This is a genomic window from Diaphorobacter oryzae DSM 22780, from assembly GCF_059568935.1.
Window position 1 is genome coordinate 371,463 of sequence record NZ_JCANUL010000002.1, and the last position, 12,619, is coordinate 384,081.

17 protein-coding genes are annotated in these 12,619 nt (G+C 66.0%); 15 read left to right on the forward strand and 2 right to left on the reverse strand.

Translation table 11 applies throughout. The annotated features are described in order from the left end of the window. The first annotated feature begins 30 nt into the window (after positions 1 to 30). Together BP68_RS04925 and ubiA are read left to right on the forward strand one after the other, a co-directional pair. The gene (locus BP68_RS04925; protein WP_496369501.1) at positions 31 to 1,545 is read left to right on the forward strand and encodes a CYTH and CHAD domain-containing protein; all 1,515 of its coding nucleotides are present in this window, start codon (positions 31 to 33) and stop codon (positions 1,543 to 1,545) included. Positions 1,546 to 1,599: 54 nt separating this feature from the next. After that, a complete protein-coding gene (ubiA, locus tag BP68_RS04930) occupies positions 1,600 to 2,472 on the forward strand; it encodes a 4-hydroxybenzoate octaprenyltransferase (RefSeq protein WP_496369502.1) in 873 nt (290 codons plus the stop codon). Between the two features lie 21 nt (positions 2,473 to 2,493). Here ubiA and proC read toward each other — a convergent pair whose 3' ends face one another. Continuing rightward, positions 2,494 to 3,324, reverse strand: coding sequence for a pyrroline-5-carboxylate reductase (gene proC, locus BP68_RS04935; RefSeq protein WP_496369503.1), 831 nt, complete (start codon positions 3,322 to 3,324; stop codon positions 2,494 to 2,496). Between the two features lie 157 nt (positions 3,325 to 3,481). Next, positions 3,482 to 4,987: a glycerol kinase GlpK gene (gene glpK, locus BP68_RS04940; protein WP_496369504.1), complete on the reverse strand. Its 1,506-nt coding sequence runs from the start codon at positions 4,985 to 4,987 to the stop codon at positions 3,482 to 3,484. 138 nt (positions 4,988 to 5,125) lie between these two features. On the opposite strand from glpK, the gene BP68_RS04945 reads away from it, so the two are divergent. From BP68_RS04945 to rpmJ, 13 genes are all read left to right on the forward strand, one after another. Further along, positions 5,126 to 6,724, forward strand: a complete 1,599-nt coding sequence (locus BP68_RS04945) for a glycerol-3-phosphate dehydrogenase/oxidase (RefSeq protein WP_496369505.1) — start codon at positions 5,126 to 5,128, stop codon at positions 6,722 to 6,724. Between the two features lie 190 nt (positions 6,725 to 6,914). Then, positions 6,915 to 7,283, forward strand: a complete 369-nt coding sequence (gene rplN, locus BP68_RS04950) for a 50S ribosomal protein L14 (protein WP_496369506.1) — start codon at positions 6,915 to 6,917, stop codon at positions 7,281 to 7,283. Between the two features lie 9 nt (positions 7,284 to 7,292). Beyond that, complete coding sequence (gene rplX / locus BP68_RS04955) at positions 7,293 to 7,613, forward strand: 50S ribosomal protein L24 (RefSeq protein ID WP_428163017.1); 321 nt, start codon at positions 7,293 to 7,295, stop codon at positions 7,611 to 7,613. Between the two features lie 9 nt (positions 7,614 to 7,622). Next, positions 7,623 to 8,162, forward strand: coding sequence for a 50S ribosomal protein L5 (gene rplE, locus BP68_RS04960; protein WP_496369507.1), 540 nt, complete (start codon positions 7,623 to 7,625; stop codon positions 8,160 to 8,162). A gap of 9 nt (positions 8,163 to 8,171) precedes the next feature. Beyond that, positions 8,172 to 8,477, forward strand: a complete 306-nt coding sequence (rpsN, locus tag BP68_RS04965) for a 30S ribosomal protein S14 (protein WP_011803856.1) — start codon at positions 8,172 to 8,174, stop codon at positions 8,475 to 8,477. A gap of 20 nt (positions 8,478 to 8,497) precedes the next feature. Continuing rightward, a complete protein-coding gene (gene rpsH, locus BP68_RS04970; RefSeq protein ID WP_496369508.1) occupies positions 8,498 to 8,893 on the forward strand; it encodes a 30S ribosomal protein S8 in 396 nt (131 codons plus the stop codon). Positions 8,894 to 8,917: 24 nt separating this feature from the next. After that, positions 8,918 to 9,451 carry a 50S ribosomal protein L6 gene (rplF, locus tag BP68_RS04975; RefSeq protein WP_496369509.1) on the forward strand — a complete coding sequence of 178 codons (534 nt, stop codon included), beginning with the start codon at positions 8,918 to 8,920 and terminating at the stop codon, positions 9,449 to 9,451. Between the two features lie 11 nt (positions 9,452 to 9,462). Further along, the gene (gene rplR, locus BP68_RS04980; RefSeq protein WP_496369510.1) at positions 9,463 to 9,828 is read left to right on the forward strand and encodes a 50S ribosomal protein L18; all 366 of its coding nucleotides are present in this window, start codon (positions 9,463 to 9,465) and stop codon (positions 9,826 to 9,828) included. 15 nt (positions 9,829 to 9,843) lie between these two features. Continuing rightward, positions 9,844 to 10,365, forward strand: coding sequence for a 30S ribosomal protein S5 (gene rpsE, locus BP68_RS04985; RefSeq protein WP_496369511.1), 522 nt, complete (start codon positions 9,844 to 9,846; stop codon positions 10,363 to 10,365). A 14-nt stretch (positions 10,366 to 10,379) separates the two neighbouring features. Next, positions 10,380 to 10,562, forward strand: coding sequence for a 50S ribosomal protein L30 (rpmD, locus tag BP68_RS04990; RefSeq protein ID WP_496369512.1), 183 nt, complete (start codon positions 10,380 to 10,382; stop codon positions 10,560 to 10,562). Positions 10,563 to 10,572: 10 nt separating this feature from the next. Next, entirely contained in the window at positions 10,573 to 11,004 is a 432-nt protein-coding gene (gene rplO / locus BP68_RS04995; protein WP_496369513.1) for a 50S ribosomal protein L15, read from the forward strand. 23 nt (positions 11,005 to 11,027) lie between these two features. Continuing rightward, on the forward strand, positions 11,028 to 12,347 hold the full coding sequence (gene secY / locus BP68_RS05000) for a preprotein translocase subunit SecY (protein WP_496369514.1): 1,320 nt from the start codon (positions 11,028 to 11,030) through the stop codon (positions 12,345 to 12,347). A 145-nt stretch (positions 12,348 to 12,492) separates the two neighbouring features. Beyond that, positions 12,493 to 12,606 carry a 50S ribosomal protein L36 gene (gene rpmJ / locus BP68_RS05005; protein ID WP_003050535.1) on the forward strand — a complete coding sequence of 38 codons (114 nt, stop codon included), beginning with the start codon at positions 12,493 to 12,495 and terminating at the stop codon, positions 12,604 to 12,606. Positions 12,607 to 12,619: the final 13 nt, after the last annotated feature.

Sequence of the window (12,619 nt, forward strand, 5' to 3'; positions counted from 1 at the left end):
GGCCGCCGGCGCGACCACGCCGCCAGACCCATGCCGGCCACCGAGACCGAACTCAAGCTGGCACTGCCCGCGCTGGACGCCGCCACGCTGGCGGCGCGGCTGGAGCGCGTGCCGGCACTGGCGCGCACCACGCCCACGCGCGAGCGCCTGCACAGCATCTACCACGACACGCCCGCGCTGGACCTGCTGCGCCAGCGCGTGGCCCTGCGCCTGCGCCGCGAGGGCGACGGCGCCCAGGCCCGCTGGGTGCAGACGCTCAAGACGGCGGGCGACGCCACCTCGGCCCTGAGCCAGCGCGGCGAATGGGAGATGCCCGTCGCCGGCCCGGCGCTGGAGCTGCAGCGGCTGGGCGACACGCCCTGGCCCGGCATGGACCCGCAGGGGCGCTGGGGCGCGGCCCTGAGGCCCTGCTTCACCACCGATTTCGAACGCACGCGCTGGCTGCTGCGCGTGCGCGGCGGCGCCGTGATCGAGGTGGCGCTGGATGTCGGCGCCATCCTCGGCGACAGCCGCAGCACGCCGCTGTGCGAGCTGGAACTGGAACTGCAGCAAGGCCCGCCCGAGGCGCTGCTGGCGCTGGCGCGGCGCATTGCCCGCCATGTGGCCGTGCTGCCGCTGGCGGCCAGCAAGGCGGCGCGGGGCTACGCCCTGCTGCAACCGCCCGCCAGCCGGGCCGTGCCCGCATGCCCGCCGGCGCTGGAGCGCCGCATGACGGTGGCGCAGGTGGCCCAGCGTGTGCTGGGCGAGGCCTACCACCAGTTCTGCGCCAACCTGTTCGCGCTGCAGCAGGGCGCCGACGAGCCCGAGGTGGTGCACCAGGCCCGCGTGGGCTGGCGCCGCCTGCGCAGCCTGGTGCGCCTGTTCGGCCCGGCCTGCACCGAGCGCCCGGCGCCCGCCACGGCCGCGCTGGCGCCGCTGCTGGAGCCCCTGGGCCGCTTGCGCGACCTGGACGTGGCACGCACCCAGACCTTGCCCGCGCTGGCCGCGCATCATGCGCGGGGCGAAGCCGGGCGGGCCGCGGCCTGGCAGGCGGCGCAGATCGCGCTCGATGCCGCGGCGCTGCAGGCCCGGGCCGAGGTGCGCGCGGCGCTGCAGCGCCCCGCCGTGGGCGCGGCCCTGCTGGCCTGGCAGGCCTGGCTGCACGGCTGGGAGCTGGCGGCGCGGGTGGCACCCGGGGTGGATGCCTGCAACGGCAGCGCCCTGGCGGCCGCACCCGCGCGGCCCTGGGTGCGCGAGCGCATCCGGCGCCTGGTGCGCCGCCTGGGGGCCGCGCTCGAGGCTGCGGGCGACGACGAGGGCCTGCACCATGCCCGCATCCTGGCCAAGCGCCTGCGCTATGGCTGTACGGCGCTGGCGCCGCTGCTGCCGCCGCGCCTGGCCCGCCAGCGCGGCGCGGCCGAGCAGTGGCAGGAGCGGCTGGGCGCCCAGCGCGACTGGGCCCAGGCGGGCGCCCTGGTGGCGGCCCACGGCGGCGATGCGGCCGTGGCGGCCTTTCTGCGCGGCGCGGCCCTGGGCCGGGGATGGGCGGGCTTGCATGGCGTATAAACACGGGCGCCGCACCGCGCCGGCCCGTTCCTTCGTCGTTCTCACCCCTTCCGCATGTCTGCAGCCGCCCCGCGCTCCCGTCTTTCCCTGTATCTGGATCTGATCCGCTGGAACCGCCCCGCGGGCTGGCTGGTGCTGGTGTGGCCCACGCTGGCGGCGCTGTGGGTGGCGGCGGAGGGCTTCCCGGGCTGGCACCTGCTGCTAGTGTTCGTGGCCGGCACGGTGTTGATGCGGAGCAGCGGCTGCACCATCAACGACATCGCCGACCGCGACTTCGACCGCCATGTGAAGCGCACCACGCAGCGCCCCATCACCAGCGGGCAGCTCGGCGTGAAGGAGGCCGCCATGGTGGGCCTGGTGCTCACGCTGGCGGCCTTCGCGCTGGTGCTCACCACGCGCTGGGAGGCGGTGGCCTGGTCGGTGCCGGCCGTGCTGTTCACCATCCTCTACCCGTTCACCAAGCGCTTCTTCGCCATGCCGCAGGCGTTCCTGGGCATTGCGTTCAACTTCGGCATCGTCATCGCCTTCGCGGCGGTGACGGGCAGCGTGCCGGCCGGGGCCTGGGTGCTGTGGCTGGCCAACCTGTTCCTGGTGCTGGCCTATGACACCGAGTACGCCATGGTGGACCGCGACGACGACCTGAAGATCGGCATGAAGACCTCGGCCATCACGCTGGGGCGTTGCGACGTGGCGGCCATCATGCTGTTTTTCGTGCTGTGCCTGGCGCTCACGCTCTGGGTGCTGCTGCCCTATGGGCTGGGCTGGCCGCTGTGGCTGGGGCTGGGGGCCGCCGCGGCGCAGGTGGCGTGGCACTACACGCTCATCAGGGACCGCGCGCGGGAGGGCTGCTTCGTGGCCTTCAGCCGCAGCCATTGGATCGGTGCGGCCATCTTCGCCGGCGTCGCGCTGGGCTTTGCGCTGCGCTGAGCGGCGCCGGCCCCGCGGCGTTCAGGCGCCGAACTCGGCCGCCAGCTCCTTGGCGCGCGCCTCGGCGGCGCGCATGGCGGCGATGAAATGCGCGGGCACCTGGCTGCCTTGCAGGTGGGTGATGGCCGCATGGGTGGTGCCGCCCTTGCTGGTCACGCGCTGGCGCAGCACCTCGGCGCCCTCGTCCGATCGGGCGGCGAGCTCCGACGCCCCCTGGAAGGTGGCCACGGCCAGCTGGTAGGACTGCGCGGGCGTGAGGCCCATGTCCACGCCGGCCTGGGTCATGGCCTCCAGGAACAGGAACACGTAGGCGGGGCCGGAGCCCGACAGCGCCGTGACGGCGTCGAGCTTGTCCTCGGCGTCCACCCAGACGCACTGGCCGGTGGTGCCGATGACCTGCTCCACCAGCGCCTGGCCCTGGGCCGAGACCTGCGGGCGCGCGAACAGGCCGGTGATGCCCTTGCCCACCAGGGCGGGCGTGTTGGGCATGGCGCGCACGATCTGCTGCGTGCCCAGCCACTGCGCGATGCTGTCCGAGGGGATGCCGGCGGCCACGCTCAGGTGCAGGGCGGCGGCGGTGTGCGCGCGCGCGGCGGCGGCAGCGTCCTTGAAGGTCTGCGGCTTGACGGCCCAGACCACCAGGCCGGCGCGTGCCAGCGCGGCCGTGGCGGCGGGCTGCGCAGTGATGCCGAACTTGTCGGCCAGCGCGGCGCGCGCGGGCTCGAAGGGTTCGACCACCTCGATCTGGCTGGCGGGCAGGCCCTGGCCCAGCAGGCCGCCGATGATGGCGCTGGCCATGTTGCCGCCGCCGATGAAGGCGATGGCAGGAAGAGAAGATGCGCTGGTTGTCATGGATGCGATGGTGTGCAAAAAGCGGTGGGCTGCATTGTGCGCCGCCGGAAATACCCCAAAAACATAGCGCTTAGCGCTTGTTGCGTGGGCATTTTCATGGTGTTTTGCATGAAAACGCCCGTCCATCAATCGCTGGCAGCTATCTTTTTTGTGGCGATCAAGGCGCCGGCGGCGGCAGCACGGTCTGCGCGACGGCGTGCTCCCAGCGCGCCATGAGCGCCTCGGCCTCGCTGCGGGGCAGGGTGGGGACGAAGCGGCGTTCGGCCTGCCACAGGGCCGACAGCTCGGCCGTGCCGGCGTACACGCCGCTGGCCAGCCCCGCCAGGTAGGCGGCGCCCAGGGCCGTGGTCTCCACCACGGCGGGGCGCACCACGGGAATGCCCAGCAGGTCGGCCTGGAACTGCATCAGCAGGTCGTTCACGCAGGCGCCGCCGTCCACGCGCAGCTCGCTCACGGGCGCGCCGCCGGCGGCCACGGCGTCGCGGCTCATGGCCGAGAGCAGGGCCGCGCTCTGGTAGGCGATGGATTCGAGCGCGGCGCGCGCGATGTGCGCCAGCGTGGTGCCGCGCGTCAGGCCGGTGATGGTGCCGCGCGCGTCGGGCTTCCAGTAGGGCGCGCCCAGGCCGGTGAAGGCGGGCACCATCATCACGCCGCCGGAGTCGGGCACGCTTTCGGCGAGCGACTGCACCTCGGAGCTGGCCGAGATGGCGCGCAGCCCGTCGCGCAGCCACTGCACCACGGCGCCGCCCACGAAGACGCTGCCTTCCATGGCGTATGCGGGCGTGCGGCCGGTCTGCGCCGCGCTGGTGGTGAGCAGGCCGTTGTGGCTGGTCTGAAAGCTGCCACCCGTGTGCATGAGCATGAAGCAGCCCGTGCCGTAGGTGTTCTTGGCCATGCCGGCCGAGAAACAGGCCTGGCCGAAGAGGGCGCTTTGCTGGTCGCCCGCCACGCCGCCGATGGCGATGGAGCCGCCCAGCACGCCCGCGTCGGTGCGGCCGAAGTCGCCGCTGGAGGGCAGCACCTCGGGCATGAGCGAGCGCGGAATGCGCAGCAGCGCCAGCAGGTCTTCGTCCCACTGGTTGGTGCGCACGTTGAACAGCATGGTGCGCGAGGCGTTGCTCACGTCGGTGACGTGGCGCTGCCCGGCCGTGAGCTGCCAGATGAGCCAGCTGTCCACGGTGCCGAAGGCCAGCTCGCCGCGGTCGGCGGCCTCGCGCGCGCCGGGCACGTTGTCGAGCAGCCACTGCAGCTTGGTGGCGGAGAAGTAGGCGTCGATCAGCAGGCCCGTCTTGGCTTGGATGGCGTCCGCATGGCCCTGCGCGCGCAGCTGCGCACAGGCCGGCTCGGCGCGCCGGTCCTGCCAGACGATGGCGTGGTGCACGGGCTGGCCCGTGCGGCGGTTCCATAGCACCGTGGTCTCGCGCTGGTTGGTGATGCCCAGGGCGCGCACGTCGCTGGCCTGGATGCCGGCGCGCTGCAGCGCGTCCCGCGCGGTGGCCAGCTGGGTGCGCCAGATCTCGAGCGGGTCGTGCTCCACCCAGCCTGGGCGCGGGTAGATCTGTGGCAGTTCGAGCTGCGCCTGGGCTGCGATGCGCCCGCGTTCGTCGAACACGATGCTGCGCGAGCTGGAGGTGCCTTGGTCAAGTGCGAGCAGGTAGGTCATGGCGGGCAAGCATAGGGGAGGTTGGGGGCGGCGTCAGCCGGCGGCCCCGGCGGGCGGGCGCGGCGTTCGCTGAGTCGGCTCCTCGGACATCGTGGGCCAGGCGGCGAGGGGCGCCGGGAGCGTGGACAATCGGCCCCCATGAATGGCGATGTACCTACTCCTTTGACCACCCAGCGTGCCGAATTGTTGGAGCGGCTGGCGCGCCCCGTGACCTATGACCTGGCGGTCATCGGCGGCGGGGCGACCGGGCTGGGCGTGGCGCTGGACGCCGCGGCCCGCGGCTTCTCGGTGGTGCTGCTGGAGTCGCATGATTTCGCCAAGGGCACCTCGTCGCGGGCCACCAAGCTGGTGCATGGCGGCGTGCGCTATCTGGCCCAGGGCAACATCGCGCTGGTGCGCGAGGCGCTGCACGAGCGCACCACGCTGCTGCGCAACGCGCCGCACCTGGCGCAGCCCCTGGCGTTCGTCATGCCGTCCTACAAGCTCTGGGAGACCCCGTTCTACGGCGCGGGCCTGAAGATGTATGACGCACTGGCCGGCAAGGCCGGGCTGGGCCCTACGGAGTTCCTGGGGCGCATGGAAACCCTGCGCTGCCTGCCCACGGTCGTGGCCGACGGTCTCAAGGGTGGGGTGAAGTACTGGGACGGGCAGTTCGACGACGCCCGCCTGGCACTGGCGCTGGCGCGCACGGCGGCCCTGCATGGCGCGCTGGTACTCAACTATTGCCCGGTGGTCGATCTGCTGTACGACGCCGGCAAGGTGGCGGGGCTGGTCTGCGAAGACGCCGAGACCGCGCGCCGCTATGAGGTGCGCGCGCGCTGCGTGGTCAACGCCACGGGCGTGTGGGTGGACGGCCTGCGCCAGCGCGACGGTGAGGCGTGCGGGCAGAGGGTCCAGCCGATGGTGGCGCCCAGCCAGGGCGTGCACATCGTCGTGGACCGCGAGTTCCTGCCCTCCGACCATGCGCTGATGGTGCCCAAGACGGCCGACGGGCGGGTGCTGTTCGCCGTGCCCTGGCTGGGCAAGCTGATCCTGGGCACCACCGACAGCCCGCGCGAAGACCTAGCGCGCGAGCCCCGGGCCATGCGCGAGGAGGTGGCCTTCATCCTGGGCGAGTCGGCGCGCTACCTGCGGCGTGCGCCGCAGGCCAGCGATGTGCGCAGCATCTGGGTGGGACTGCGCCCGCTCGTCAAGCCGCAGGACGAAGACGGCGCCAACACCAAGAGCATCAGCCGGGAGCACACGGTGATGACCAGCCGCAGCGGGCTGGTGACGGTAACGGGCGGCAAGTGGACCACCTACCGGGCCATGGCGGAAGACGTGCTGCAAAAGTGTATGGACGACCACCTGCTGCCGCACAAGCCCGCAGGGGTGACCGTGTCGCTGCCCATGGTCGGGGCCGATGCCGGCAAGAACAGGCGGGGCCTGAATGCGCCCCAGGGGCTGCATTCGTACGGCGGGGAGGCGCCCCTGGTGGCCAGCCTGCCGGGGGCCGAGGCCGTGCTCTCGGAGGGGCTGACCGAGGCCATGGTGCGCTTTGCGACCCGCCATGAATATGCACGCACGGTGGAAGACGTGCTGGCGCGGCGCAGCCGTCTCCTGTTCCTGGATGCACGGCGGGCGGCCTCCGTGGCGCCTCGGGTGGCGGCGATCCTGCGCGAGGAAGCGCCTGGGCGGGACCCGCAACTGCAGCCGTTCCTGGACCTGGCCCAGCAGTACGCAGCCGTTCCCGTGTAAATAGTGCTTGACGCACACAATTTGTTTTGCGACACTAACGGGCTTCGCGTTATAGGCGCGAGGTTTCTGCCCAGCGGGAAGCGCCGCAAATGGTTTGCGGTGCGGACGACGGGCCCAAGACTGACTGGCAGGTCGGCCGCCTTGGATGTTTCCGGGGCTCCGAACGCTGGTGCAAGTTGGGAATATTGAAATGATCCAAACAGAATCTCGGTTAGACGTTGCCGACAATACCGGCGCGAAGTCTGTCCTGTGCATCAAGGTGCTGGGCGGTTCCAAGCGTCGCTATGCAAGCGTTGGCGACATCATCAAGGTGAGCGTGAAGGAAGCAGCTCCGCGTGGCCGCGTCAAGAAGGGCGAGGTTTACAGTGCTGTGGTCGTTCGTACGGCGAAGGGTATTCGTCGTGGCGATGGCTCGCTCGTGAAGTTCGATGGCAACGCAGCTGTGTTGCTGAATGCAAAGCTGGAGCCGATCGGCACCCGCATCTTCGGCCCCGTGACGCGCGAGCTGCGCACGGAACGCTTCATGAAGATCGTGTCCCTGGCTCCCGAAGTTCTCTAAGGACGCACCATGAACAAGATCCGCAAGGGCGACGAAGTCATCGTGCTCACCGGGCGCGACAAGGGCAAGCGCGGCACAGTTGCGCTGCGCAAGGATGACTCTCATCTGGTCATCGAAGGCATCAACCTGGTCAAGAAGCACGTCAAGCCGAACCCCATGAAGGGCACCACCGGCGGCATCGTGGAAAAGGCCATGCCCATCCACCAATCCAACGTGGCCATCTTCAATGCCGCTACCGGCAAAGCTGATCGCGTGGGCATCAAGGTGCAGGCCGACGGCACGCGCGTTCGCGTGTTCAAGTCCAGCGGCGCCGAAATCAAGGCTGCCTAAGGAGTCCACATGGCACGACTGCAACAAATCTATCGCGACAAGATCGCTCCCGAACTGGTCAAGCAGTTCGCTTACACCTCGCCTATGCAGGTTCCGCGTCTGACCAAGATCACGCTCAACATGGGCGTGAGCGAGGCTGTGGCGGACAAGAAGGTCATGGACAACGCCGTGGCCGATCTGACGAAGATCGCCGGCCAAAAGCCTGTGGTGACCAAGGCCAAGAAGGCTATCGCTGGTTTCAAGATCCGCGAAGGTCAGGCCATTGGCTGCATGGTGACGCTGCGCGGCGCTCAGATGTATGAGTTCCTGGACCGCTTCGTGACGATCGCTCTGCCTCGCGTGCGTGACTTCCGTGGTATCTCCGGCCGTGCTTTTGATGGCCGTGGCAACTACAACATCGGCGTCAAAGAGCAGATCATTTTCCCTGAGATCGAGTACGACAAGGTGGATGCCTTGCGCGGCCTCAATATCAGCATCACCACGACGGCCAAGACCGACGAAGAAGCCAAGGCGCTTCTCTCCGGCTTCCGTTTCCCGTTCAAGAACTAAAGGCAGCGTATGGCTAAAGTAGCTTTGATCCAGCGCGAACTGAAGCGCGAAAAACTGGCCGCCAAGTACGCCGCTAAGTACGCGGAGCTGAAGGCGATTGCCGGTGACGCCAAGCGCAGCGACGAAGAGCGTGAAGCTGCACGTCTGGGACTGCAGAAGCTTCCCCGCAACGCAAACCCCACGCGCCAGCGCAACCGTTGCGAGATCACCGGTCGCCCCCGTGGCACGTTCCGTCAATTCGGTCTGGGCCGCGCCAAGATCCGTGAACTGGCTTTTGCCGGTGACATCCCCGGTGTCACCAAGGCCAGCTGGTAAGCAGGCAGGAGAGATACAACATGAGCATGAGTGATCCCATCGCTGACTTGCTGACCCGCATCCGCAACGCGCAAATGGTGTCCAAGGCCACCGTGCTGGTGCCTTCCTCTAAGGTGAAGGTTGCCATTGCGCAAGTGCTGAAGGACGAAGGTTATATCGACGGCTTCGAAGTGAAGACCGACGGTGGCAAGACTGAACTCGAAATCGCACTGAAGTACTACGCCGGACGTCCCGTCATCGAGCGTATCGAGCGTGTGAGCCGTCCTGGCCTGCGCGTGTACAAGGGCTGCGATTCCATCCCGCAAGTCATGAACGGCCTGGGTGTGGCAATTGTCACGACGCCCAAGGGTGTGATGACCGATCGCAAGGCGCGTGCTACCGGTGTCGGTGGTGAAGTGCTTTGCTACGTCGCCTAACGTGGCATTGAGGAGAAAACTGAAATGTCCCGTGTAGGTAAATCCCCTGTGACCATCCCCGCAGGCGTGGATGTGTCCATCAAGGACGACCAAATCAATGTCAAGGGTACCGGCGGCACGCTGTCGCTGGCACAGAATGCACTGGTGAAGGTGTCCAGCAATGATGGCAAGCTGAGCTTTGAGCCGGTCAACGACTCGCGTGAAGCCAATGCCATGAGCGGTACCGTGCGCCAGTTGGTGAACAACATGGTGGTCGGCGTCAGCAAGGGCTTCGAGAAGAAGCTCACGCTGATCGGCGTGGGTTTCAAGGCGGCTGCCTCTGGCAGCAAGCTGAACCTGGCCATCGGCTTCTCGCACCCTGTGAATTTCGAGATGCCTGCTGGCATCACCGTGGCGACTCCGACGCCCACCGAAATCGTGATTAAGGGTGCTGACCGCCAAGTGGTGGGCCAGCTGGCAGCCGAGATCCGTGCCGTTCGTCCGCCCGAACCCTACAAGGGCAAGGGTATCCGCTATGCGGACGAAAAAGTCACGATCAAAGAGACCAAGAAGAAGTAAGGAGCTGCAGCATGTTGACCAAAAAAGAGCAGCGTCTTCGTCGTGCCCGTCAGACTCGTATTCGCATTGCCCAGCAAGGTATTGCGCGCCTGACGGTCAACCGTACGAATCTCCATATCTACGCCAGTGTGATCTCCGGCGATGGCAGCAAGGTGCTCGCCAGCGCGTCCACCGCCGAAGCCGATGTGCGCAAGACGCTCGGCGGTTCCGGCAAGGGTGGCAACGCCGCCGCAGCCCAGATCATCGGCAAGCGAATCGCTGAAAAGGCGAAGGCTGCCGGTGTCGAGAAGGTTGCATTCGATCGCGCAGGTTTTGCGTATCACGGTCGCGTGAAGGCCCTGGCTGACGCGGCCCGTGAAGCCGGCCTGCAGTTCTAAGCGGAGCGGATAAAAATGGCTAAATTTCAACCCAAGGTGCAAGACGAAGGTCGTGACGACGGTCTGCGCGAAAAAATGATCGCGGTGAACCGCGTGACCAAAGTCGTGAAGGGTGGCCGTATTCTGGGCTTCGCTGCACTGACGGTGGTTGGCGACGGTGACGGCCGCGTTGGTATGGGCAAGGGCAAGTCCAAGGAAGTGCCTGCTGCCGTGCAGAAGGCCATGGAAGAGGCTCGCCGCAACATGGTGAAGGTGTCGCTCAAGAACGGCACGATCCATCACAACGTGACGGGTCATCATGGTGCTGCCGTCGTGATGATGGCCCCGGCCCCCAAGGGTACCGGCATCATCGCTGGTGGTCCGATGCGCGCTGTGTTCGAGGTGATGGGCATTACCGACATCGTGGCCAAGAGCCATGGTTCGTCCAACCCGTACAACATGGTCCGCGCAACGTTTGATGCCTTGACCAATTCCACTACGCCGGCCGAGGTGGCCGCCAAGCGTGGCAAGACGGTCGAAGACCTCTTCGCTGCCTGATAGGGAGGCGATAAATGACAACGCAACAAACCATCAAGATTCAATTGGTGCGCAGCCCCATCGGCACCAAGGAATCGCATCGCGCTACGGTCCGTGGCCTGGGGCTTCGCAAGCTCAACAGCACCAGCGAACTCAAGGACACGCCTGAGGTGCGCGGCATGATTAACAAGATCAGCTATCTGGTCAAGATCCTCTGAGAGGTTGATGATGGAACTCAATAGCATCAAGCCCGCAGAAGGAGCCAAGCACGCTAAGCGCCGCGTTGGTCGCGGCATTGGCTCCGGCCTGGGCAAGACCGCTGGTCGCGGTCACAAGGGCCAGAAGTCGCGCTCCGGCGGTTACCACAAGGTGGGCTTTGAAGGCGGTCAGATGCCTTTGCAGCGTCGCCTTCCCAAGCGGGGTTTCAAGTCGCATCTGCTGAAGTTCAATGCTGAAGTCTCTCTTTCGGCGCTGGATCAGCTGGGCCTGTCCGAGGTCGATGTACTGGCGCTGAAGAAGGCCGGTCTGGTGAGTGAACTGGCCAAGGTGGTGAAGGTGATCAAGAGCGGTGAGATCTCCAAGGCTGTGAAGCTTTCGGGAGTTACCGCGACCGCAGGTGCCAAGGCTGCCATCGAGGCTGCTGGCGGTAGCCTGGCCTGATTTGGTTCTGACGAAAGGCATCTGTGGCTACTAACGCAGCTCAACTGGCAAAAACCGGGAAGTTTGGCGATCTTCGTCGGCGACTGGTCTTCTTGCTGCTCGCGTTGGTTGTGTACCGCGTGGGCGCGCACATTCCCGTACCGGGGATTGACCCTGCGCAGCTGCAGCAGCTGTTCAGTGGCCAGCAGGGCGGCATCCTCAACCTCTTCAACATGTTTTCGGGTGGGGCGCTTTCGCGCTTCACAGTCTTTGCCTTGGGGATCATGCCGTATATCTCGGCATCGATCATCATGCAATTGATGACGTACGTGGTTCCCACGTTCGAGCAGTTGAAGAAGGAAGGGGAAGCCGGTCGTCGCAAGATTACGCAGTACACCCGTTACGGGACGCTGGGCTTGGCGATTTTTCAATCGCTGGGCATTGCTATAGCACTTGAAAGCTCTGCAGGCCTTGTGCTGAGCCCGGGTTTTGGCTTCCGTATGACGGCGGTCGTTAGCCTGACGGCAGGCACCATGTTCCTGATGTGGCTGGGTGAGCAGATCACCGAGCGCGGGTTGGGCAATGGTATTTCCATCCTGATCTTCGCGGGAATCGCGGCGGGGCTGCCGAGTTCCATCGGCGGATTGCTGGAGTTGGTGCGCACGGGTGCGATGAGCATTCTGGCTGCCATCTTCATCGTGATCCTCGTGGCGCTGGTGACGTACTTTGTCGTGTTTGTCGAGCGTGGTCAGCGCAAGATCTTGGTGAACTACGCACGCCGCCAGGTGGGCAACAAGGTGTATGGCGGGCAATCGTCCCACCTGCCTTTGAAGCTCAACATGGCCGGTGTGATTCCTCCGATCTTCGCGTCGTCCATCATTTTGCTGCCCGCAACGATCGTGAACTGGTTCAGCGCTGGTGAGTCTATGCGTTGGTTGCGGGACATTTCCGCGGCACTGACGCCCGGCCAGCCGGTGTACGTGATGTTCTACGCGGCCGCCATCGTGTTTTTCTGCTTCTTCTACACCGCTCTGGTGTTCAATAGCCGGGAAACAGCTGACAACCTGAAGAAGAGCGGTGCATTCATCCCGGGAATCCGGCCAGGTGAGCACACGGCGCGCTACATCGACAAGATCCTGGTGCGACTGACGCTGGCGGGTGCTGTCTACATCACCTTTGTGTGCTTGTTGCCTGAGTTTTTGATCCTGAAGTACAACGTGCCGTTTTATTTCGGTGGCACATCGTTACTGATCATCGTTGTCGTGACGATGGACTTCATGGCTCAGGTGCAGAACTACATGATGTCGCAGCAGTACGAGTCGCTGCTGAAGAAGGCGAACTTTAAAACGACACCAGGTACTTGACGCCGACGTATCTTTGGCGAATGCGCTATAGTCGCGGGTTCGCCAGAGAAGCAGCGGTTTATTAATGCCCTTCGATCCATCGCGGGCACGTGTTTTGTGTTCCGCGCACTGGGCCGGAACGATTGGACAAGTTTAGGAGAATGCAATGAGAGTTTCGGCTTCGGTCAAGAAAATCTGCCGCAACTGCAAAATCATCCGCCGCAAGGGCGTGGTGCGTGTGATCTGTACAGATCAGCGTCACAAGCAGCGCCAAGGTTGATTGGGAAATATTA

What these genes read in the sequence shown, in the direction of transcription:
- BP68_RS04925 (WP_496369501.1), top strand. Translation starts at nt 31, where the DNA reads ATGCCGGCCACCGAGACCGAACTCAAGCTGGCACTGCCCGCGCTGGAC.
- rplN (WP_496369506.1), top strand. Translation starts at nt 6,915, where the DNA reads ATGATCCAAACAGAATCTCGGTTAGACGTTGCCGACAATACCGGCGCG.
- rplO (WP_496369513.1), top strand. Translation starts at nt 10,573, where the DNA reads ATGGAACTCAATAGCATCAAGCCCGCAGAAGGAGCCAAGCACGCTAAG.
- glpK (WP_496369504.1), bottom strand. Translation starts at nt 4,987, where the DNA reads ATGACCTACCTGCTCGCACTTGACCAAGGCACCTCCAGCTCGCGCAGC.
- rplE (WP_496369507.1), top strand. Translation starts at nt 7,623, where the DNA reads ATGGCACGACTGCAACAAATCTATCGCGACAAGATCGCTCCCGAACTG.
- rpmD (WP_496369512.1), top strand. Translation starts at nt 10,380, where the DNA reads ATGACAACGCAACAAACCATCAAGATTCAATTGGTGCGCAGCCCCATC.
- BP68_RS04945 (WP_496369505.1), top strand. Translation starts at nt 5,126, where the DNA reads ATGAATGGCGATGTACCTACTCCTTTGACCACCCAGCGTGCCGAATTG.
- rpsN (WP_011803856.1), top strand. Translation starts at nt 8,172, where the DNA reads ATGGCTAAAGTAGCTTTGATCCAGCGCGAACTGAAGCGCGAAAAACTG.
- rplX (WP_428163017.1), top strand. Translation starts at nt 7,293, where the DNA reads ATGAACAAGATCCGCAAGGGCGACGAAGTCATCGTGCTCACCGGGCGC.
- rpsE (WP_496369511.1), top strand. Translation starts at nt 9,844, where the DNA reads ATGGCTAAATTTCAACCCAAGGTGCAAGACGAAGGTCGTGACGACGGT.
- rplF (WP_496369509.1), top strand. Translation starts at nt 8,918, where the DNA reads ATGTCCCGTGTAGGTAAATCCCCTGTGACCATCCCCGCAGGCGTGGAT.
- proC (WP_496369503.1), bottom strand. Translation starts at nt 3,324, where the DNA reads ATGACAACCAGCGCATCTTCTCTTCCTGCCATCGCCTTCATCGGCGGC.
- rpmJ (WP_003050535.1), top strand. Translation starts at nt 12,493, where the DNA reads ATGAGAGTTTCGGCTTCGGTCAAGAAAATCTGCCGCAACTGCAAAATC.
- ubiA (WP_496369502.1), top strand. Translation starts at nt 1,600, where the DNA reads ATGTCTGCAGCCGCCCCGCGCTCCCGTCTTTCCCTGTATCTGGATCTG.
- rpsH (WP_496369508.1), top strand. Translation starts at nt 8,498, where the DNA reads ATGAGCATGAGTGATCCCATCGCTGACTTGCTGACCCGCATCCGCAAC.
- rplR (WP_496369510.1), top strand. Translation starts at nt 9,463, where the DNA reads ATGTTGACCAAAAAAGAGCAGCGTCTTCGTCGTGCCCGTCAGACTCGT.